The sequence below is a fragment of the Mycobacterium sp. Dal123C01 genome, assembly GCF_052566995.1.
On record NZ_CP199580.1, the window covers coordinates 157,442 to 174,470 of the forward strand.

Below are 17,029 nucleotides of genomic sequence, written 5' to 3' on the forward strand. Positions count from 1 at the left end.
TGGCATATCTGCGCGGGGTTGCGTTTGTCAGCAGGAAGGACCTTCGCAATGACAGAGCTGGTTACCGGGAAAGCGCTCCCGAATGTCGTGGTCACCGGTATCGCCATGACGACCGCACTGGCGACCGACGCCGAGAACACCTGGAAGTTGTTGCTGGACAACCAAAGCGGCATCCGCGCCCTGGACGACTCGTTTATCGAGCACTATGACCTGCCGGTGCGCATCGGCGGGCACCTGCTGGAGGATTTCGACCAGGTATTGACGCGCGCCGAGCGGCACCGAATGGGTTGGCTGCCGAGGATGGCCACCATCTTGGGCCGCCGGGTGTGGGACAACGCCGGTTCGCCCGAGGTCGACCCCAACCGGTTGCTGGTGTCCGTCGGCACCGGCCTGGGCTCGGCCGAGCAAATCGTCTTTGGCTACGACGACATGCGCGCCCGGGGCAGGCAGGCCGTCTCTCCGCTCGCGGTGCAGAAGTACATGCCCAATGCCTCCGCCGCGGCGATCGGGCTGGAACGGCACGCCAGGGCCGGGGTACTCACCCCGGTGTCGGCCTGCGCATCCGGTTCGGAAGGCATCGCCCAGGCCTGGCGCAATATCGTCTTGGGTGAGGCGGACGTCGCCATTTGCGGCGGCGTCGAGGTGAAGATCGAAGCGGTTGCGATCGCGGCGTTTGCCCAGATGCGCATCGTGATGTCGACCAAGAACGACGACCCGGTCGGGGCGTGCCGCCCGTTCGACAGGGACCGGACCGGCTTCGTGTTCGGTGAGGCGGGTGCGCTGATGGTGATCGAGACCGAGGAGCACGCGAAGGCTCGTGGCGCCAACATGCTGGCCCGGATCATGGGTGCCAGCATCACCTCGGACGGCTACCACATGGTGGCACCGGACCCCAACGGCGCGCGCGCCGGGCACGCGATGACCCGAGCGATTCAGCTGGCGGGGCTGACGCCCAACGACATTGACCACATCAACGCCCACGCCACCGGCACCTCGGTGGGCGATGTGGCCGAGGGCAAGGCCATCAACAACGCGCTGGGCAGCAACAGGCCGGCGGTGTACGCGCCCAAGGCCGCGCTGGGCCACTCGGTGGGAGCGGTCGGCGCGGTGGAGTCCATCCTGACCGTGCTGGCGTTGCGGGACCAGGTGATCCCGGCGACGCTGAACCTGGAAAACCTCGATCCAGAAATCGATTTGGACGTGGTGTCGGGCAAGCCTCGGCGCGGTGATTACCGGTACGCGATCAACAACTCGTTCGGATTCGGCGGCCACAACGTCGCGGTGGCGTTCGGCCGGTACTGACACCGCTCACTCGTAGCTACCTTCGAGGTACCACCGCCGCTGGCGATAGCACAGCAGCAACGCGCGCTCGTTTTCCAGCAATACCTGGGCGCGGGCGGTGCGGCCCGCCGATCGATCCGGATCCCACCACCGCTCGTCGACCGGCCAAGGCCCGGCCCACCAGCGCAGCGTGTCGTCTTGGCCGCGGGCGACCAGACGCGCGGGGTCGGCGGAGAACATCCCCCGGCTGGTCACCCGTATCGGATTTCCTTGGGCGTCAAGCAATTCCACCGGGTTGTCGAGCAGCACCGCCGGTGACGGATCCGGCAGCTGGCCGGGCCACGGCAAACCCGGGTCGGCGTGCGGCACCGGCTCGTCACCCAGCGGAGTCAGCGTGATGCGTTCGGCCGGCCCGCGACCTCCGGACAACACCGGCACCCGCACCGCCTCCGGACCGAGCAGACCCTGCACCCGCACCAGCGCCCGGCGGGCCCGCAGCCTGTCCTCCTCACCGAGGCCACCCCATAACGGCAGCTGCAGCGCCTCGGCGGACACCACCTCCACCGCCTGCAGCCGCAACAATGTCACCGCCGCGGTGGGACGGGGGTTGCGGGCGGTCCGGTTGCTCAACCATCCGTCGAGTTGCCAGCGCACCCGATCGGCGGTGGCGTCCTCGGTCAGCGGCTCGGCGCACCGCCACACCCGGTTCAGTTCTTCGCCGTTGGCGGTGACGGCATGAATGGACAACCGGGTGCATCCCACTCCGGCGGACATCAGCATCTGGTGCAGCGTGCTGGCCAGCGAACGCCCGGCGAATGCCGCGGCGTCGACCCGGTCGATCGGCGGATCGCAGTCCAGCACGGCCTCGAGTTCGGCCGACGGCTCCCGCCCGGACGGCCCCCGCTCGGGTTCGCCGCGGGCGAACCGGTGCGCGCTCACCCCGTCGGCGCCGAACCTGGAAGCCACGTCGGTTGCCGACAATGCGGCGAACTGTCCGATGGTGCGAATCCCTAACCGCCACAACAGGTCGGTGAGTTCCTCTCGTCCCGGACCGGACAGGCTCGGCTCGGTGGCCAGCTGCCGGATCGACAGCACCGACAGAAACCTCGCATCGCCGCCCGGTTCGACGACACAACCCGCACGGGCGGCGAAGACCGCGGTGGACAACTGGTCGGCGATCCCCACCTGACACTCGGCGCCGGCCGCGGCCACCGCGTCGATCAGCCGCTCGGCGGCGTGGACCTCGGACCCGAAATAGCGGGCCGCTCCGCGCACCGGCAACACCAGGAGCCCGGGCCGCAGCACCTCAGCTCGGGGCACCATATCGTCGACCGCCGCAACCACCCCTTCGAAAAAGCGGGCGTCGCGGTCAGCGTCTGCAGTGGCGACGTGCAGTTGCGGGCAACGGGCCGCCGCTTCCCGGCGTCGCAACCCTCGCCGCACTCCGGCCGCACGCGCAGCCGACGAGCAGGCGATCACCCGGTTGGCCAGAGTGACCGCGATCGGGGCCGTCACGGAGTGGCCCGCTGCTGCTGCCGCCGCGACCGCGGGCCAGTCCATGCACCAGATGGCCAGCACCCGGGAAGACATCCGAATTCACCCGGTCCGCGCTCTGCCGAGCACCCGTCCCCCCGCGCACACCCCGCTGACCTGCAGCCGCACTCCGCTGATTCGTCCGAATCCGCTGACGGGAGTGCCCCGGTGACCCGCCGTGATGTCGTAGCCACAGACCCGGGCCTCCAACCGCGTCGGCGCCCCTTGCCAGTCGCCGTCGGTGACCAGCAGGGTGCAGCCTTTGAGACGGGCCCGCGCCACGACCGCCCGCGCCCGAGTCAGCGGTACCCGGCGCCCGCCCAAACCGAGCACCACCAGATCCATGCCGTCGATGAGCACCGCGGCCACCTCCACCGGATCGGTCCCGGGATCCGGTATCACCGCGAGCCGGCTCAGATCCGCCCCCATCTCCACCGCGGCCAGCAGCCCGATATCCGGCTGACCGACGATCGCCGCGTTTCCTCCGGCCGCCGTTACCGCGGCAACCATGCTCAACAGCAGTGACCGCGCCCCCGACAGCATCGCCACCGTCCCCCGGGGTAACGGTGCGGGTAACGCGTCAGCCAGCCACTGCGGGACCGGCAGTTGGGATTCCGATTCCGGCAGCAGGTCATCGGAGCGGGTGACGACCGCCTCGGGCACCTTCCCGGACAACACCGCAATCTGCCGGCGTAGCGATTCGAGCTGTTCAGCACGATTCTGGTCGGAGGCGACAGCCGCCGTCATACAAGCCTCCTACCAGCGTTTCCTCAATTATTTTCGAATATATGTTCGACTGATTCGAGTAAACACCCACCCCCCGACAGCCGTCAAGAAACGTGAGAGGCTGCTTTATGCGGTCGGTGCTGTTGTGGCTCCTGGTGCTTTTTTGTGGTGTCGTCGGGGCGGCAACACCGGCCAAAAGCGAGGTCGGATGTCAACCGGCGGAGTTCTTCGTCACCGACAACGCCGATCCCCTGTTCGAGCCGCAGGCAGACGTGACGATCGCCCTCAACGGCGTCGCGGTGACGGGATCGACCCCGCTCGACGGGGTGTACTGGTCCAACGCGCAGCAGCGGGTCACCTTTGAGCGTTCGCGTGAATTTCATCTGTGCGGCGCCGACGAGCCCGCCCTGCACATCGCCGCCGAAGCACTGCGCCGTCAGTTCGACCAGGAATCGGTGCTGTCCTTCGGCTACTTGCCGCAGCGTGCGCCGCAGGAGAACGCGATCATCATTACCGTGCCGGATGTCGACATCGAGCGCCTCGGCACTGCGCTGGCGGCCGACCCGGCGGCCCGCAACCGGCTGCGAGGCGGATCAGTCACCACCACCGACCACACCCTGATCCTGGTCGCCGGAAACGACGATCGCGATGTTGCCCGCCGGCTCGTCGGCGAGGCCGGCGGCAACTGGAACGCGGCCAGCATTGCTTATGGCAGAAGCGAATTCGTGGAGTAACCCCGAAGAAACCCGGCTACTCCCACTCGATGGTGCCGGGCGGTTTGCTGGTGATGTCCAGCACCACGCGGTTGACCTCGGCCACCTCGTTGGTGATCCGGGTCGAGATGCGCTCCAGCACCTCGTAGGGCACCCGCGTCCAATCGGCGGTCATGGCGTCCTCGCTGGACACCGGCCGCAACACGATCGGGTGCCCGTAGGTGCGGCCATCGCCCTGCACGCCGACCGAGCGCACGTCGCCCAGCAGCACCACCGGGCACTGCCAGATCAGGGTGTCCAAACCGGCGGCGGTGAGTTCCTCGCGGGCGATCGAGTCGGCGCGGCGCAGCGTGTCCAGCCGCTTTGCGGTGACCTCGCCGACAATCCGAATGCCCAGCCCCGGACCCGGAAATGGCTGGCGCGCAACGATTTCCTCCGGCAGTCCCAACTCCCGACCGACAGCGCGCACCTCGTCTTTGAACAGCAGCCGCAGCGGCTCGACGAGCTTGAACTTCAGGTCGTCGGGCAGACCGCCGACGTTGTGGTGGCTCTTGATGTTCGCGGTCCCACTGCCTCCGCCGGATTCCACCACGTCCGGATAGAGCGTGCCCTGCACCAGGAAATCGACGCCCACGCCGTCCTCCGCCCCCTCGTCTTGCAAGATGTCTCGGACCGCGCCCTCGAAGGCCCGGATGAACTGCCGGCCGATGATCTTGCGCTTGCCCTCGGGGTTGGTGACGCCCGACAGCGCGTCGAGGAAGGTCTGCTCCGCATCGACGGTGACCAGGTTGGCGCCGGTGGCGGCCACGAAATCGCGTTGCACCTGGGCGCGCTCGCCCGCGCGCAACAGCCCGTGGTCGACGAAGACACACGTCAGCCGGTCGCCGATGGCGCGCTGCACCAGTGCCGCGGCCACCGCGGAATCCACCCCGCCGGACAGCCCGCAGATCGCGTGGCCGTCACCGATCTGGGCGCGCACCTGCTCGACCAACGCCTCGGCGATGTTCGCGGCCGTCCACTGGGCGCCCAGCCCGGCGAAGTCGTGCAGAAACCGGCTGAGCACCTGCTGCCCGTGCGGGCTGTGCATCACCTCCGGGTGATACTGCACACCGGCCAGGCGCCGGGCCCGGTTCTCGAAGCCGGCGACCGCCGCACCCGGGCTACTGGCCACCACGTCGAACCCCTCGGGCGCCGCGGTGACCGCGTCACCGTGGCTCATCCAAACCGGCTGCGTCGCGGGAAGTCCCGAATGTAATTCGCCGCCAAGGACTTTCAGCTCGGTGCGGCCGTACTCGCTGGTGCCGGTGTGGGCGACGGTCCCGCCCAGCGCCTGCGCCATCGCCTGAAAGCCGTAGCAGATGCCGAACACCGGGACACCGAGGTCGAACACCGCGGGGTCCAGTTGCGGGGCACCTTCGGTGTACACACTGGCCGGGCCGCCCGAAAGCACCAGCGCGATCGGATCCCGGGCCTTGATCTCGTCGATCGAGGCGGTGTGCGGGATGACCTCGGAAAAGACCCGCGCTTCGCGCACACGACGGGCGATCAGCTGCGCATACTGCGCGCCAAAGTCGATCACCAAGACGGGCCGCGGCGAGGGTGCTTCCACGGCAGCCAGCTTAGTGGCTGGCGACGGCAGCCCGGGTGGGGCCGCACCTTCGCCGGCGTCACATCAGGTAGGTCGGTTGTTCAATGCCGAATCGGGTGTTGGCGTAGCGCTTCAGCGCAGCCGGGCTGAAGTACGCGTGCTGGCCGAGGGTGTGCAGATCCCGGAAGCAGCGTTGCAGCGGGTGGCTCGCGTGCACCGCGCCGGCACCGGTCAAGTCGAAGGTCGTATCGACCACTTGACGCGCCGCGCGCATCGCCTGTAGAGCGGCAAGCCGAAAGCCGGCGCGCTGATCCAGCGATGGTGGATCACCGGCACAGGCGGTTTCCCACAGCGCACTGACCTGATCGAGCACGAACGCCCGCGCAGACCTCAAACCGGCTTCGGCACCGGCGAACTCGAGCTGGACTGCGGGATCCTTCGCGAGCGGCTCGGACGCCATGGCACGCACCTTCGTCGTCGCAAGATCGGTGAACTCGTCGAGTGCGCGCCGCGCGATCCCTAGCGGGACACCGACCATGCCGATCCCGGCGAGCGTGAAGAACGGAATTCTCCACAGCGGGCCGTCTTGCCGGGCCGCATGGAAGAACGGGCTGATGGTGTGTTCTTCGGGGACTGTGAGACCTCGGGCGGCCACGTCGTTGCTGCCGGTGCCGCGCAGCCCCAGGACGTCCCAATTGTCGACGATCTCGGCGTTGGCGCGCGGGAAGAACGCGAGGCGCTGATCGGGTCCCAGCTCGGGGATCATTCGCGGCTGGTCGCCGTCGAAGACGAAGATCCCCCCCAATATCCACTCGGCGTGGCGGCAACCACTGGCAAACGGCCACTTCCCGTCGACGTCGAACCGGCCGCCACCGTCCGGGATGGCACGCCCGGTGGGCGCGAATATCGTGGCCGATAAAAAGTCGGCGTCCGCACCGAACAGTGTTGTGGCGACGGCGGGTTCGAGCCAGGCGGTAAATGCCGGTGCGCCGCCACCGACGGCAGCGACCCAGCCGGTGGAACCGTCGGCACGCGCCAGTTCCTCGATCATCTGGATGTTCTCGGCCGGAGCCATTTCGAATCCGCCAAGCGAGCGCGGTTGTGACGCGCGGAAGATGCCGGCCGCGCGCAGCCGCTCGACCAGATCGAGCGGCAATGTCCCGAGCGCCTCGGCCTCATCGGCGCGCCGCGTGATCTCGGGTGCCAGGGCGCGCGCTACCGCGATGGAATGGTCGCCGTTCGACAAGCTGACGGCGGGGCATGTTGCACTTGTCACGTCACATCTCCTACTTTTGATGCAGTAACCAGTATTCAATACAGGAGCATGTACTCAATTATGGACGCTGTCAATAGTCCGCCTCCGCGCCGTTACGACTCGACCCGTCGGCGCGAGCAGGCTCAGCGCAACCGAGACGCGGTGCTCGCGGCCGCCCGGCAGCGGTTCCTGTCCCAGGGTTACGCGGCGACGACGATCGCCGAGATCGCGCGGGACGCCGCGGTGTCGGTCGAAACGGTGTACAAGGCGTTTGCAACCAAGGCGGGTGTGCTGAAAGCACTGTTCGATGTGTCCGTCGCCGGCGACGACGAGCCGATCCCGATGGTCCAGAGAGACGTGATCCAGAACGTGGCCGAGGAGACCGAGGCGACTCGCAAGCTGGAAATGTATGCCGAGCACATCGCCGCCATGATGCCGCGCAGCGCTCCGGTCCAGCTACTCGCGCGCGACGGCGCCGCGTCCTCGCCAGACGCCGGTGAGGTCTGGAAGCAGATCCGGCAGGAAACGCTGGCCGGCATGACGATGTTCGCGTCCGATCTCGCCCGGACGGGGCAGCTAGGAGTCAGTGCCAAGCAAGCGCGCGATGTCCTGTGGATGTATCACGCACCCGAGCTCTACGAGCTTCTTGTTCTCGAACGCGGTTGGTCGACCACCCGCTACGGCAAGTTCCTCGCCCAGGCCCTCATCCACGCCCTGATTGAAGCCCCGGATTGACGCCTACAGCGAAAAGCCCGCACGTACCGCGCCGACGGCCGCCGAGTCGCCCGTCACGGCTATGCGCCGCAGCGCCGCCTTCCGCTTGGCTTCGCTCGGGCCCATGCGGGCGGTCACCAGATCCGCCGCGCTGGCAGTGATCGTCACCGACGGTTCGCCGTCCGCCGCCGCGAGGTGCCCCTGCGTCACCGTGAACTCGAAACGGCGGCCATCGATCTCGGCCCGGCACGTCGCCTCCAACCCCGCGGCCTTGCCCGAGTCAAAACCCAGCAGGATGCCGGCCAGGAACCCGTTGAGCGGCGATACCGGGCCCTCGTCGATCGGATCCAGCAGGTCCAGGCCGAACCACGCGATGGTCTGAATGATCGGCAGCACCCGCTGCCAGCCCAGGTCGCTGAGCGTGTAGACGGTGCGCCCGACCGGAGCCGGCAGGTCGGTCCGGTCGACGAGCCCGGCGTCTTGCAGCTCCTTGAGTCGCTCGGCAAGCAGATTGGTTGCGATGCCGGACAGTTCGGCACGCAGGTCCCCGTAACGGCGGGCGCCACCGATCAGCTCGCGCAGGATCAGCAGCGTCCAGCGCTCACCCAAGACGTCGAGCCCGCGCGCGATGGGGCAGTTCTGGTTGTAGATGCGGGTGGACACGTCGCCAGGCTACCGGCGTTAGACATCTTTTTCAAGCTAATACTTGATTTGTTTGTCTAGCAGCTTTACTGTTTTGTCCATGCGTACCGACCCCGTGTTCCGCAATCACCCGATTCCCGCGCTCGCCGTCATCTGCCTCAGCGTCTTCGTGATCAGCGTGGACGCCACGATCGTCAATGTCGCACTGCCCACACTCTCGCGCGAACTCGGCGCCGACACCGCGCAGCTGCAATGGATCGTCGACGCCTACACGCTGGTCATGTCGGGCCTGCTGCTGTCGGTCGGCAGCCTCAGCGACCGCTACGGCAGGCGGGGCTGGCTCAGTCTCGGGCTGGCCCTGTTCGCCATTACCTCCGGCGTCGCGGCGCAAGTGAATTCGGCCGACGCACTCATCGCGGCGCGTGCTGCCATGGGCGTGGGCGCGGCGGTGATCTTCCCGACCACGCTGGGACTGATCACCAACATCTTCACCGACCCGGTCCCACGGGCCAAGGCGATCGGGCTGTGGGCGGCCATGGTTGGTGTCGGCGTGGCAGTGGGGCCGATCAGCGGTGGCTGGCTGCTCGAGCACTTCTGGTGGGGCGCCATCTTTATGGTGAACATTCCCATCGCGGTGGTGGCCATCATCGGTGGGATCCTGTTCGTTCCGACCTCCCGCGACCCCGCCGCCCCCCGGATCGACCTTCCCGGCTTGATCCTGTCCGCGGCCGGAATCACCGGGTTGGTCTACACCGTCATCGAGGCCCCCACATGGGGATGGACCAGCACTCGGGCCATGGCCGGCTTTACCGTGGCCGCAACAGTTCTCATCGGTTTCGCGCTGTGGGAGCGACGCAGCACCCACCCCATGCTGGACGTCGCAGTGTTCGCCAACCGTCGGTTCTCCGGCGGAAGTCTGGCGGTGACCGCGGGCTTTCTGACGTTGTTCGGCTTCATTTTCGTCATCACCCAGTACTTCCAATTCATCAAGAACTACACGGCATTTCAGAGCGGCGTGCGATTGTTGCCGGTCGCTGTTTCGATCGCGCTGGCCAGCATCCTGGGCCCCCGACTGGTGCAATGGGTCGGCACCACCGCCGTGACCGCCGGGGGCCTGGCCGTGTTCGCGGCCGGCCTGGCCTGGGCGTCCACGGCGGACGCGGCCACGCCCTATAGCCAGATCGCAGCGCAGATGTTGTTGCTCGGCGGCGGCCTCGGCATGACGATTGCGCCGGCCACCGAGGCCATCATGGGATCCTTGGACGCCGACAAGGCCGGGATCGGCTCAGCGGTCAACGACACCACACGCGAACTCGGAGGCACCCTGGGTGTGGCCATTGTGGGCAGCGTCTTTGCCTCGGTTTACCGCGGCGATATCGGTTCGTCCACAGCCCTGGCCGAACTACCCGCCGATGTTCACTCGGCGATGGGACGCTCGATGGTAATGGCGCACAACGTGATTGGGCAGATGTCCGGGGAGCGGATCACCGGGGTCCGCGATGCCGTCAATGGCGCCTTCCTCGACGGCCTTCAGGTCGGCTCCCTGGTCTGTGCCGCTATCGCCTTGGGCGCGGCAGTCGTCGTCGCGTGGCTGCTGCCCGCCCGGGAGTTGCAAGCAGCACCACCGCCGGCGGCCGCGGCGCTAGCAGATGCTTAGGGCACCGCGGCCCACCATCACTCACAAAGAAAGGCAGGGGCAAATGAACGAGAACCAGCTCGAATCCCAGTACTCGACCGGGCTCTCGCAGCGCAATATCGAGCGGGCGCTGATAGCGGCCGGAAAGGACCTCGAGCACCTGGCTCCCGCCGATCTGGGCCTGCTGGAGGACTTCCACACGATGGGCCGCTACGCCACCGCCCAATTGGTGGATCTGGCCGGGATCACCAGTGGGAGTGCGGTGCTCGACGCGGGCAGCGGGGTCGGCGGCACCGCACGCTACGTCGCCGACCGTTTCGGCTGCCGGGTGAGCGCGGTGGATCTCACCGACGAATACTGCGAAACCAGCCGTTGGCTCAATCGACTTGTCGGGCTGGACCAGCGGATTGAGGTTCATCGCGGTGACGTCACCCGGCTTCCCTTCGCCGATGGCAGCTTCGACGTCGCGATCAGCCAGCATGTTCAGATGAACGTGGCCGACAAGGCGAGCCTTTACTCCGAAGCCCACCGGTCACTGGCCAAAGGTGGGCGACTTGCCCTGTGGGACATCACAGTTGGCGATCATCGCGAACTCAGCTACCCGCTGCCGTGGGCCGATCGACCCGCCCAGAGTCACCTGGTCAGTCCCGATGACCTGCGCGCCCTTCTCGAGTCTTCGGGATTCCATATCGAACACTGGAACGATCTCACCGACCAGGCGAGCGCGCTCATGCAAACGATCCTGGCCCAGCCCGCCAACCCGCTGGGCCTGCACGCCTTCGTGGCCGACTTCGCCCGCAAAGCCGAGAACCTGACCAGCGCGTTGTCGGACGGGCGGCTGCGGGTTATCCAAGGAGTCGCCCGGGCGAGTTGAACAACATGGGCGTTCACTGGCGGCACACGGGCAAGCATGGTGGAGTGGTATCGCCCGACTACTCCGACAGTGAGGATCCTCTGTGCTTGGTTTGCCAGAGAAGGTGCGTGCCTGCCTGTTCGACCTCGACGGCGTGCTCACCGATACCGCGAGCGTGCATACCAAGGCCTGGAAGGCCATGTTCGACGCCTATTTGTCCCAGCGAGCCGAGCGCACCGGGGAGAAGTTCGTCCCCTTCGATGCCGCCGCCGACTACCGGACGTACGTCGACGGCAAGAAGCGTGAAGACGGAGTCCGGTCGTTTCTGAGCAGCCGCGGAATCCAACTGCCCGATGGCAATCCGGACGACTCCGACGACGCCGAAACCGTTTACGGCCTGGGCAACCGCAAGAACGACATGTTCCAAAAGGTGCTCGACAAAGACGGCGTCGAGGTATTCGACGGGTCGCGGCGCTACCTGGAGGCGGCCTCGGCCGCGGGTCTGGGCATCGCCGTCGTGTCGTCGAGCGCCAACACCCGCGAGGTGCTCGAGATCACCGGGCTGGAGCGGTTCGTCCAGAAACGGGTGGACGGGGTGACGCTGCGCGAGGAACACATCAAAGGCAAACCGGCCCCGGACTCCTATCTGCGGGGGGCACAACTGCTCGATGTCGCCCCCGACGCGGCCGCCGTGTTCGAGGACGCGCTGTCGGGCGTGGCAGCCGGTCATGCCGGTAACTTCGGCTACGTGGTGGGCGTCGACCGAGTGGGCCAGGCCGAGGAGTTGCGCCGCAGCGGCGCCGACGTGGTGGTCACCGATCTCGCAGAATTGCTAGGGAATTCAACCGAGGTCACGTCATGATCAGCGAGGAATCCTTTCCCGTCGAGCCGTGGGTGGTCCGCGAAACCCGGCTCGACCTGAACGTCATTGCCCAGTCCGAATCGCTGTTCGCGTTGGCCAACGGGCACATCGGGTTGCGCGGCAACCTCGACGAGGGCGAGCCGCACGGCCTCCCGGGCACCTACCTGAACTCCTTTTACGAGATCCGGCCGCTGCCCTACGCCGAGGCCGGCTATGGGTACCCGGAGGCCGGGCAGACCGTCGTCGATGTCACCAACGGCAAGATCATCCGCCTGTTCGTCGAGGACGAGCCGTTCGACGTCCGGTACGGCAACTTGGTCTCCCACGAGCGCGTTCTCGACCTACGCGCCGGGACGCTGACCCGCAACGCGCAGTGGGCCTCGCCGGCGGGCAAGGAAGTCAAGGTGACTTCCACCCGGCTGGTCTCGCTGACGAACCGCAGTGTCGCGGCCATCGAGTACGTCGTCGAGGCCGTCGGGGACTTCGTCCGGGTGACAGTGCAGTCCGAACTGGTCACCAACGAGGACCAGCCGCAGACCTCGGCCGATCCGCGAGTGTCGGCCATCCTGGACAACCCGCTGGAGGCCGTCGAACACGAGGCCTTCGAACGGGGCGCGCTGCTCATGCACCGGACCCGGGCCAGCGCGCTGATGATGGCCGCCGCGATGGATCACGAGATCGACGTGCCCGGGCGGGTCGAGGTCGCCACCGACGCGCGTGACGACTTGGCCCGGACCACGGTGATCTGTGGGCTGCGGGCGGGACAGAAACTGCGCATCGTCAAATACATTGCCTACGGCTGGTCCAGCCAGCGCTCCCGGCCCGCACTGCGCGACCAGGCCGCCGCCGCGCTGCACAGCGCCCGCTACAGCGGATGGCAGGGGCTGCTGGACGCGCAGCGCGCCTACCTGGACGACTTCTGGGAGAACGCCGACGTCGAGGTCGAGGGCGACGGGGAATCCCAGCAAGCGGTGCGGTTCGGGCTCTTTCACCTCGTGCAGGCCAGCGCCCGCGCCGAACGTCGCGCAATCCCCAGCAAGGGGCTCACCGGAACCGGCTACGACGGCCATGCCTTCTGGGACACCGAGGGCTACGTACTCCCGGTCCTCACCTACACGTTGCCGCACGCGGTCGCCGATTCGCTGCGCTGGCGGGCGTCGACACTGGAACTGGCCAGGGAGCGGGCGACCGAACTGGGCCTCAAAGGGGCCAGCTTCCCCTGGCGGACCATCCGCGGGCAGGAGTGTTCGGCGTACTGGCCGGCCGGCACCGCGGCGTTTCACATCAACGCCGACATCGCGATGGCCTTCGAGCGGTACCGCGTCGTCACCGGCGACCACACCCTGGAAGCGGAGTGCGGCGTCACGGTGCTCATCGAGACCGCTCGGCTGTGGATGTCGCTCGGGCACCACGACCGCCACGGAGTCTGGCACATCGAAGGGATCACTGGTCCCGACGAGTACACGGCGATCGTGCGCGACAACGTGTTCACGAATCTGATGGCCGCGCACAATCTGGTCACCGCGGCCGACGCCTGCAACCGCCACCCGGAGGCCGCGGAGGCGAAGGGGGTCACCTCCGAGGAGACGGCCACCTGGCGCGACGCCGCCGACGCCGTCAACATTCCCTACGACGAGGAACTGGGCGTCCACCAGCAGTGCGAAGGCTTCACCAAGTTCGCGGAGTGGGATTTCGTCAACGACAACAAATACCCGTTGCTGCTGCACGAGGCCTACGTGCGGCTCTACCCCGCCCAGGTGATCAAGCAGGCCGACCTGGTGCTGGCGATGCAATGGCAGAGCCACGCGTTCACGCCGGAACAGAAGGCCCGCAACGTCGACTACTACGAGCGGCGGATGGTCCGCGACTCGTCGCTGTCGGCCTGCAGTCAGGCGGTGATGTGCGCCGAGGTCGGGCATCTCGAGCTAGCCCACGACTACGCGTACGAGGCCGCCCTGATCGACCTGCGCGACCTGCACTCCAACACCCGCGACGGCTTGCACATGGCCTCGCTCGCCGGCGCCTGGACGGCGATCGTCGGAGGCTTCGGCGGCCTGCGCGACGACGAGGGCATCCTGGCCATCGATCCTCAACTGCCCGACGGCATTACGCGGCTGCGGTTCCGGCTGCGGTGGCGCGATTTCCGGGTGACTATCGACGCCAACCACCTCGACGTCACCTACACCGTGCGCGACGGGCCCGGCGGAGAGCTGACCATCCGGCACGCGGGTGAGGACGTGACGCTGAGCACCAAGGCGCCCACCACCATCGCGGTTCGTCCCCGCAAGGCGCTGCTGCCACCACCGCCGCAGCCGCCCGGGCGCGAGCCCATGCACCGGCGTTCACTCGGACGTCCCAAACCGGGCGACTAAGCCCCCTCCGGCGGCTGGTTGCCGAACTGTAGCCAAGCGACTACATTCGGGTTATAGTCAACTGACTACACCCGATGTTCAAGCAAGGACGACAGCCATGACAGACCAGATTTCCGTCACCAAGCTGGGTAGCCGGATCGGCGCTCGGGTCGACGGGGTGCACCTCGGCGGCGACCTCGATCCGGCCGCCGTCGAGGAGATCCGCCGGGCGCTGCTGACCCACAAGGTCATCTTCTTCCGCGGCCAGCACCATCTCGATGACCAGCAGCAGCTCGCATTCGGCGGGCTACTGGGCACGCCCGTCGGCCACCCCGCGGCCGGTGCGCTCGCGGCCAAAGGCGCGCCGGTCATCACACCGATCAACTCCGAGTACGGCAAGGCCAACCGCTGGCACACCGACGTCACCTTCGCCGCCAACTACCCGGCGGCCTCGATCCTGCGCGCCGTCACCTTGCCCAGCTATGGCGGATCGACGCTGTGGGCCTCCACCGCCGCGGCCTACGACGACCTGCCCGAGCCACTCAAGTGGCTCGTGGAGAACCTGTGGGCACTGCACAGCAACCGCTACGACTACGTGACGGCTGAATCCCTGTCGATGAACGACAACCAACGGGCCTTCCGGCAGGCGTTCGAGAAGCAGGATTTCCAGACCGAGCACCCGGTGGTGCGCGTGCACCCGGAGACGGGTGAGCGCACGCTGGTCGCGGGCGATTTCGTGCGTAACTTCGTCGGCCTGGACAGCCGCGAGTCAAGCATGCTGCTGGAACTGCTGGAACGGCGAATCACCAAGCCCGAGAACACTATTCGCTGGAACTGGGAGGCGGGCGACGTCGCCATCTGGGATAACCGGGCCACCCAGCACCGGGCGATCGACGACTACGACGACCAGCCGCGGCTGATGCATCGGGTCACGCTGATGGGCGACGTGCCCGTCAATGTGCACGGCGAGCGCAGCCGGGTGGTCCGCGGCGCACCCCTCGAGGTGATCGCGAGCTAACCGACCGAGCCGACGGGATCGATCGGCAACCAGCGCAGCGCGCCGGGCGCGTCCGCGGGCACCACCGGATGCTTGGGCGCGATCGGGTCCAGCCGGCGGTAGAAGTCGCCCTGCAGCGGCCGCTGATCGTCTTCGCCCTTGTTCGGCCACAGCGAGGCGGCCCGCTCGGCTTGCGCGGTGATGGACAGCGACGGGTTGACGCCCAGATTCGCCGAGATCGCGGCGCCGTCGACCACCAGCAGCGACGGATAGCCGTAGACGCGGTGATACGGGTCAATGACGCCCCGCTCGGGGCTGTCGCCGATCACCGCACCGCCGAGGAAGTGGGCGGTGAGCGGGATGTTGAACAGCTCGCCCCAGGTACCGCCGGCAACTCCGTCGATCTTGTCCGCGATGCGACGGGTGACCTCGTTGCCGACCGGGATCCACGTCGGGTTCGGCTCGCCGTGCCCCTGTTTGCTGGAGTACCAGCGGATGCCCAGCTTCCCGCGCTTGGTGAACGTGGTGATCGAGTTGTCCAGGTGCTGCATGACCAGCGCGATCACCGTACGTTCGCTCCACTGACGGGGATTGAGCATCCGCAACATCTTGCGCGGGTCCTCGCCCGCGGTGTCGAGCAGCTGCCTCCAGCGCGGCACATCGGTGCCTTGCGGGCCGGGGCCGTCGGTCATCAAGGTCTGCAGCAGCCCCATCGCGTTGGAGCCCTTGCCATAGCGGACGGGTTCGACGTGGGTATCCGACGTCGGGTGAATCGACGAGGTGATCGCCACCCCGTGCGTCAAGTCCAGGTCAGGTGAGACCTGCAACCGTCCAGCACCGACGATCGATTCCGAGTTGGTCCGGGTCAACACGCCCAGCCGCTTCGAAAGACGCGGCAGCCGGCCGGTGTCCCGCATCTTGAACAGCAGATGCTGCGTGCCCCAGGTACCCGCGGCCAGGATCAGATGGCTGGCGGTGTACGTGCGCCTGTCCCGGCGCAGCCAGCTTCCGGTGCGAACGGTGCGGACCTCCCACAGTCCGTCGGAGCGCTGCTCGAAACCCTTCACCGTCGTCATCGAAAGTACTTGCGTCCCAGCTGATTCCGCGAGGCCGAGATAATTCTTGAGCAGGGTGTTCTTGGCGCCGTAGCGGCAGCCCGTCATGCAGCAGCCGCACTCCAGGCAGCCGGTGCGGTCGGGGCCGGCGCCGCCGAAGAACGGGTCCGGCACCGTCTTTCCGGGTGTCTTGGTTCCGTCGGAGCCGAAGAACACCCCGACCGGGGTGGGGACGAAGGTGTCTCCGCATCCCATCTCGTCGGCGACTTCTTTGACGATCCGGTCGGCATCGGTGAACGTCGGGTTCTCGACCACACCCAGCATCCGCTGCGCCTGCCGGTAGTGCGGCATCAGCTCGCTGCGCCAGTCGGTGATGTGCCGCCACTGTTGGTCGTTGAAGAACGGCTCCGGCGGCACGTACAGCGTGTTGGCGTAGTTCAGCGACCCGCCGCCCACGCCGGCGCCGGCCAAGATCATCACGTTTTTCAGCGGGTGAATCCGCTGGATGCCGTAGCAGCCCAGCCTGGGCGCCCAGAGGAACTTGCGCAGATCCCACGACGTCTTGGCGAACTCGGCGTCGGAGTAGCGGCGGCCGGCCTCCAATACGCCTACGCGGTAACCCTTTTCGGTCAACCGCAGGGCGCTGACACTGCCGCCGAAACCTGAACCGATGATCAGGACGTCGTAATCTGGCTTCATCCCCACCAGTATGAACTTACCGGCCGGTAATGTGCCAGCGGCCCGCTAGCCCGGCCGAGTGTGGTGCCAGCGGCCCGCTAGCCCGGCCGAGTGTGCGGCCAGCGGCACACTCAGCGTCGAGTGT

At 67.3% G+C, this 17,029-nt stretch carries 13 protein-coding genes and 1 pseudogene; 8 read left to right on the forward strand and 6 right to left on the reverse strand.

What is annotated here, in order from left to right; all coding sequences use genetic code 11:
• The first annotated feature begins 48 nt into the window (after positions 1-48).
• Entirely contained in the window at positions 49-1,302 is a 1,254-nt protein-coding gene (gene kasB, locus ACTXG5_RS00690) for a 3-oxoacyl-ACP synthase KasB (protein ID WP_445161882.1), read from the forward strand.
• 6 nt (positions 1,303-1,308) lie between these two features.
• Here kasB and ACTXG5_RS00695 read toward each other — a convergent pair whose 3' ends face one another.
• Positions 1,309-2,877 (reverse strand): DNA polymerase Y family protein, encoded by a 1,569-nt coding sequence (locus tag ACTXG5_RS00695; protein WP_445164211.1) that lies wholly within the window; start codon positions 2,875-2,877, stop codon positions 1,309-1,311.
• The gene (locus ACTXG5_RS00700) at positions 2,878-3,561 is read right to left on the reverse strand and encodes a hypothetical protein (protein ID WP_445161883.1); all 684 of its coding nucleotides are present in this window, start codon (positions 3,559-3,561) and stop codon (positions 2,878-2,880) included.
• Between the two features lie 107 nt (positions 3,562-3,668).
• Between ACTXG5_RS00700 and ACTXG5_RS00705 the strand changes: the two genes are divergently transcribed.
• Positions 3,669-4,274: a hypothetical protein gene (locus ACTXG5_RS00705; RefSeq protein ID WP_445161884.1), complete on the forward strand. Its 606-nt coding sequence runs from the start codon at positions 3,669-3,671 to the stop codon at positions 4,272-4,274.
• Between the two features lie 16 nt (positions 4,275-4,290).
• Here ACTXG5_RS00705 and guaA read toward each other — a convergent pair whose 3' ends face one another.
• Together guaA and ACTXG5_RS00715 are read right to left on the reverse strand one after the other, a co-directional pair.
• Positions 4,291-5,862, reverse strand: a complete 1,572-nt coding sequence (guaA, locus tag ACTXG5_RS00710) for a glutamine-hydrolyzing GMP synthase (RefSeq protein ID WP_445161885.1) — start codon at positions 5,860-5,862, stop codon at positions 4,291-4,293.
• Positions 5,863-5,920: 58 nt separating this feature from the next.
• Positions 5,921-7,117 carry an acyl-CoA dehydrogenase family protein gene (locus ACTXG5_RS00715; RefSeq protein ID WP_445161886.1) on the reverse strand — a complete coding sequence of 399 codons (1,197 nt, stop codon included), beginning with the start codon at positions 7,115-7,117 and terminating at the stop codon, positions 5,921-5,923.
• A gap of 60 nt (positions 7,118-7,177) precedes the next feature.
• On the opposite strand from ACTXG5_RS00715, the gene ACTXG5_RS00720 reads away from it, so the two are divergent.
• The gene (locus tag ACTXG5_RS00720; protein WP_445161887.1) at positions 7,178-7,831 is read left to right on the forward strand and encodes a TetR/AcrR family transcriptional regulator; all 654 of its coding nucleotides are present in this window, start codon (positions 7,178-7,180) and stop codon (positions 7,829-7,831) included.
• 3 nt (positions 7,832-7,834) lie between these two features.
• On the opposite strand, the gene ACTXG5_RS00725 is transcribed toward ACTXG5_RS00720, so the two are convergent.
• Positions 7,835-8,473, reverse strand: a complete 639-nt coding sequence (locus tag ACTXG5_RS00725; protein ID WP_445161888.1) for a winged helix-turn-helix transcriptional regulator — start codon at positions 8,471-8,473, stop codon at positions 7,835-7,837.
• Positions 8,474-8,552: 79 nt separating this feature from the next.
• Here ACTXG5_RS00725 and ACTXG5_RS00730 point away from each other — a divergent pair, with 79 nt between their 5' ends.
• The 5 genes and pseudogenes from ACTXG5_RS00730 to ACTXG5_RS00750 all read left to right on the forward strand — a co-directional run bounded on the left by ACTXG5_RS00730 (position 8,553) and on the right by ACTXG5_RS00750 (position 15,172).
• Entirely contained in the window at positions 8,553-10,109 is a 1,557-nt protein-coding gene (locus tag ACTXG5_RS00730; protein ID WP_445161889.1) for an MFS transporter, read from the forward strand.
• A 43-nt stretch (positions 10,110-10,152) separates the two neighbouring features.
• Positions 10,153-10,962, forward strand: a complete 810-nt coding sequence (locus ACTXG5_RS00735; protein ID WP_445161890.1) for a class I SAM-dependent methyltransferase — start codon at positions 10,153-10,155, stop codon at positions 10,960-10,962.
• Between the two features lie 36 nt (positions 10,963-10,998).
• Positions 10,999-11,803: pseudogene (locus ACTXG5_RS00740) on the forward strand (beta-phosphoglucomutase family hydrolase).
• Complete coding sequence (locus ACTXG5_RS00745) at positions 11,800-14,175, forward strand: glycoside hydrolase family 65 protein (RefSeq protein ID WP_445161891.1); 2,376 nt, start codon at positions 11,800-11,802, stop codon at positions 14,173-14,175. The pseudogene ACTXG5_RS00740 and the gene ACTXG5_RS00745 overlap by 4 nt, the downstream one beginning before the upstream one ends.
• 97 nt (positions 14,176-14,272) lie before the next feature.
• On the forward strand, positions 14,273-15,172 hold the full coding sequence (locus ACTXG5_RS00750; RefSeq protein ID WP_445161892.1) for a TauD/TfdA dioxygenase family protein: 900 nt from the start codon (positions 14,273-14,275) through the stop codon (positions 15,170-15,172).
• Here ACTXG5_RS00750 and ACTXG5_RS00755 read toward each other — a convergent pair.
• The gene (locus ACTXG5_RS00755; protein ID WP_445161893.1) at positions 15,169-16,905 is read right to left on the reverse strand and encodes a GMC oxidoreductase; all 1,737 of its coding nucleotides are present in this window, start codon (positions 16,903-16,905) and stop codon (positions 15,169-15,171) included. The two genes, ACTXG5_RS00750 and ACTXG5_RS00755, sit on opposite strands and share 4 nt — an antisense overlap.
• Between the last annotated feature and the right edge of the window lie 124 nt (positions 16,906-17,029).

What these genes read in the sequence shown, in the direction of transcription:
- kasB (WP_445161882.1), top strand. Translation starts at nt 49, where the DNA reads ATGACAGAGCTGGTTACCGGGAAAGCGCTCCCGAATGTCGTGGTCACC.
- ACTXG5_RS00700 (WP_445161883.1), bottom strand. Translation starts at nt 3,561, where the DNA reads ATGACGGCGGCTGTCGCCTCCGACCAGAATCGTGCTGAACAGCTCGAA.
- ACTXG5_RS00705 (WP_445161884.1), top strand. Translation starts at nt 3,669, where the DNA reads ATGCGGTCGGTGCTGTTGTGGCTCCTGGTGCTTTTTTGTGGTGTCGTC.
- ACTXG5_RS00720 (WP_445161887.1), top strand. Translation starts at nt 7,178, where the DNA reads ATGGACGCTGTCAATAGTCCGCCTCCGCGCCGTTACGACTCGACCCGT.
- ACTXG5_RS00730 (WP_445161889.1), top strand. Translation starts at nt 8,553, where the DNA reads ATGCGTACCGACCCCGTGTTCCGCAATCACCCGATTCCCGCGCTCGCC.
- ACTXG5_RS00735 (WP_445161890.1), top strand. Translation starts at nt 10,153, where the DNA reads ATGAACGAGAACCAGCTCGAATCCCAGTACTCGACCGGGCTCTCGCAG.
- ACTXG5_RS00745 (WP_445161891.1), top strand. Translation starts at nt 11,800, where the DNA reads ATGATCAGCGAGGAATCCTTTCCCGTCGAGCCGTGGGTGGTCCGCGAA.
- ACTXG5_RS00750 (WP_445161892.1), top strand. Translation starts at nt 14,273, where the DNA reads ATGACAGACCAGATTTCCGTCACCAAGCTGGGTAGCCGGATCGGCGCT.
- ACTXG5_RS00755 (WP_445161893.1), bottom strand. Translation starts at nt 16,905, where the DNA reads ATGAAGCCAGATTACGACGTCCTGATCATCGGTTCAGGTTTCGGCGGC.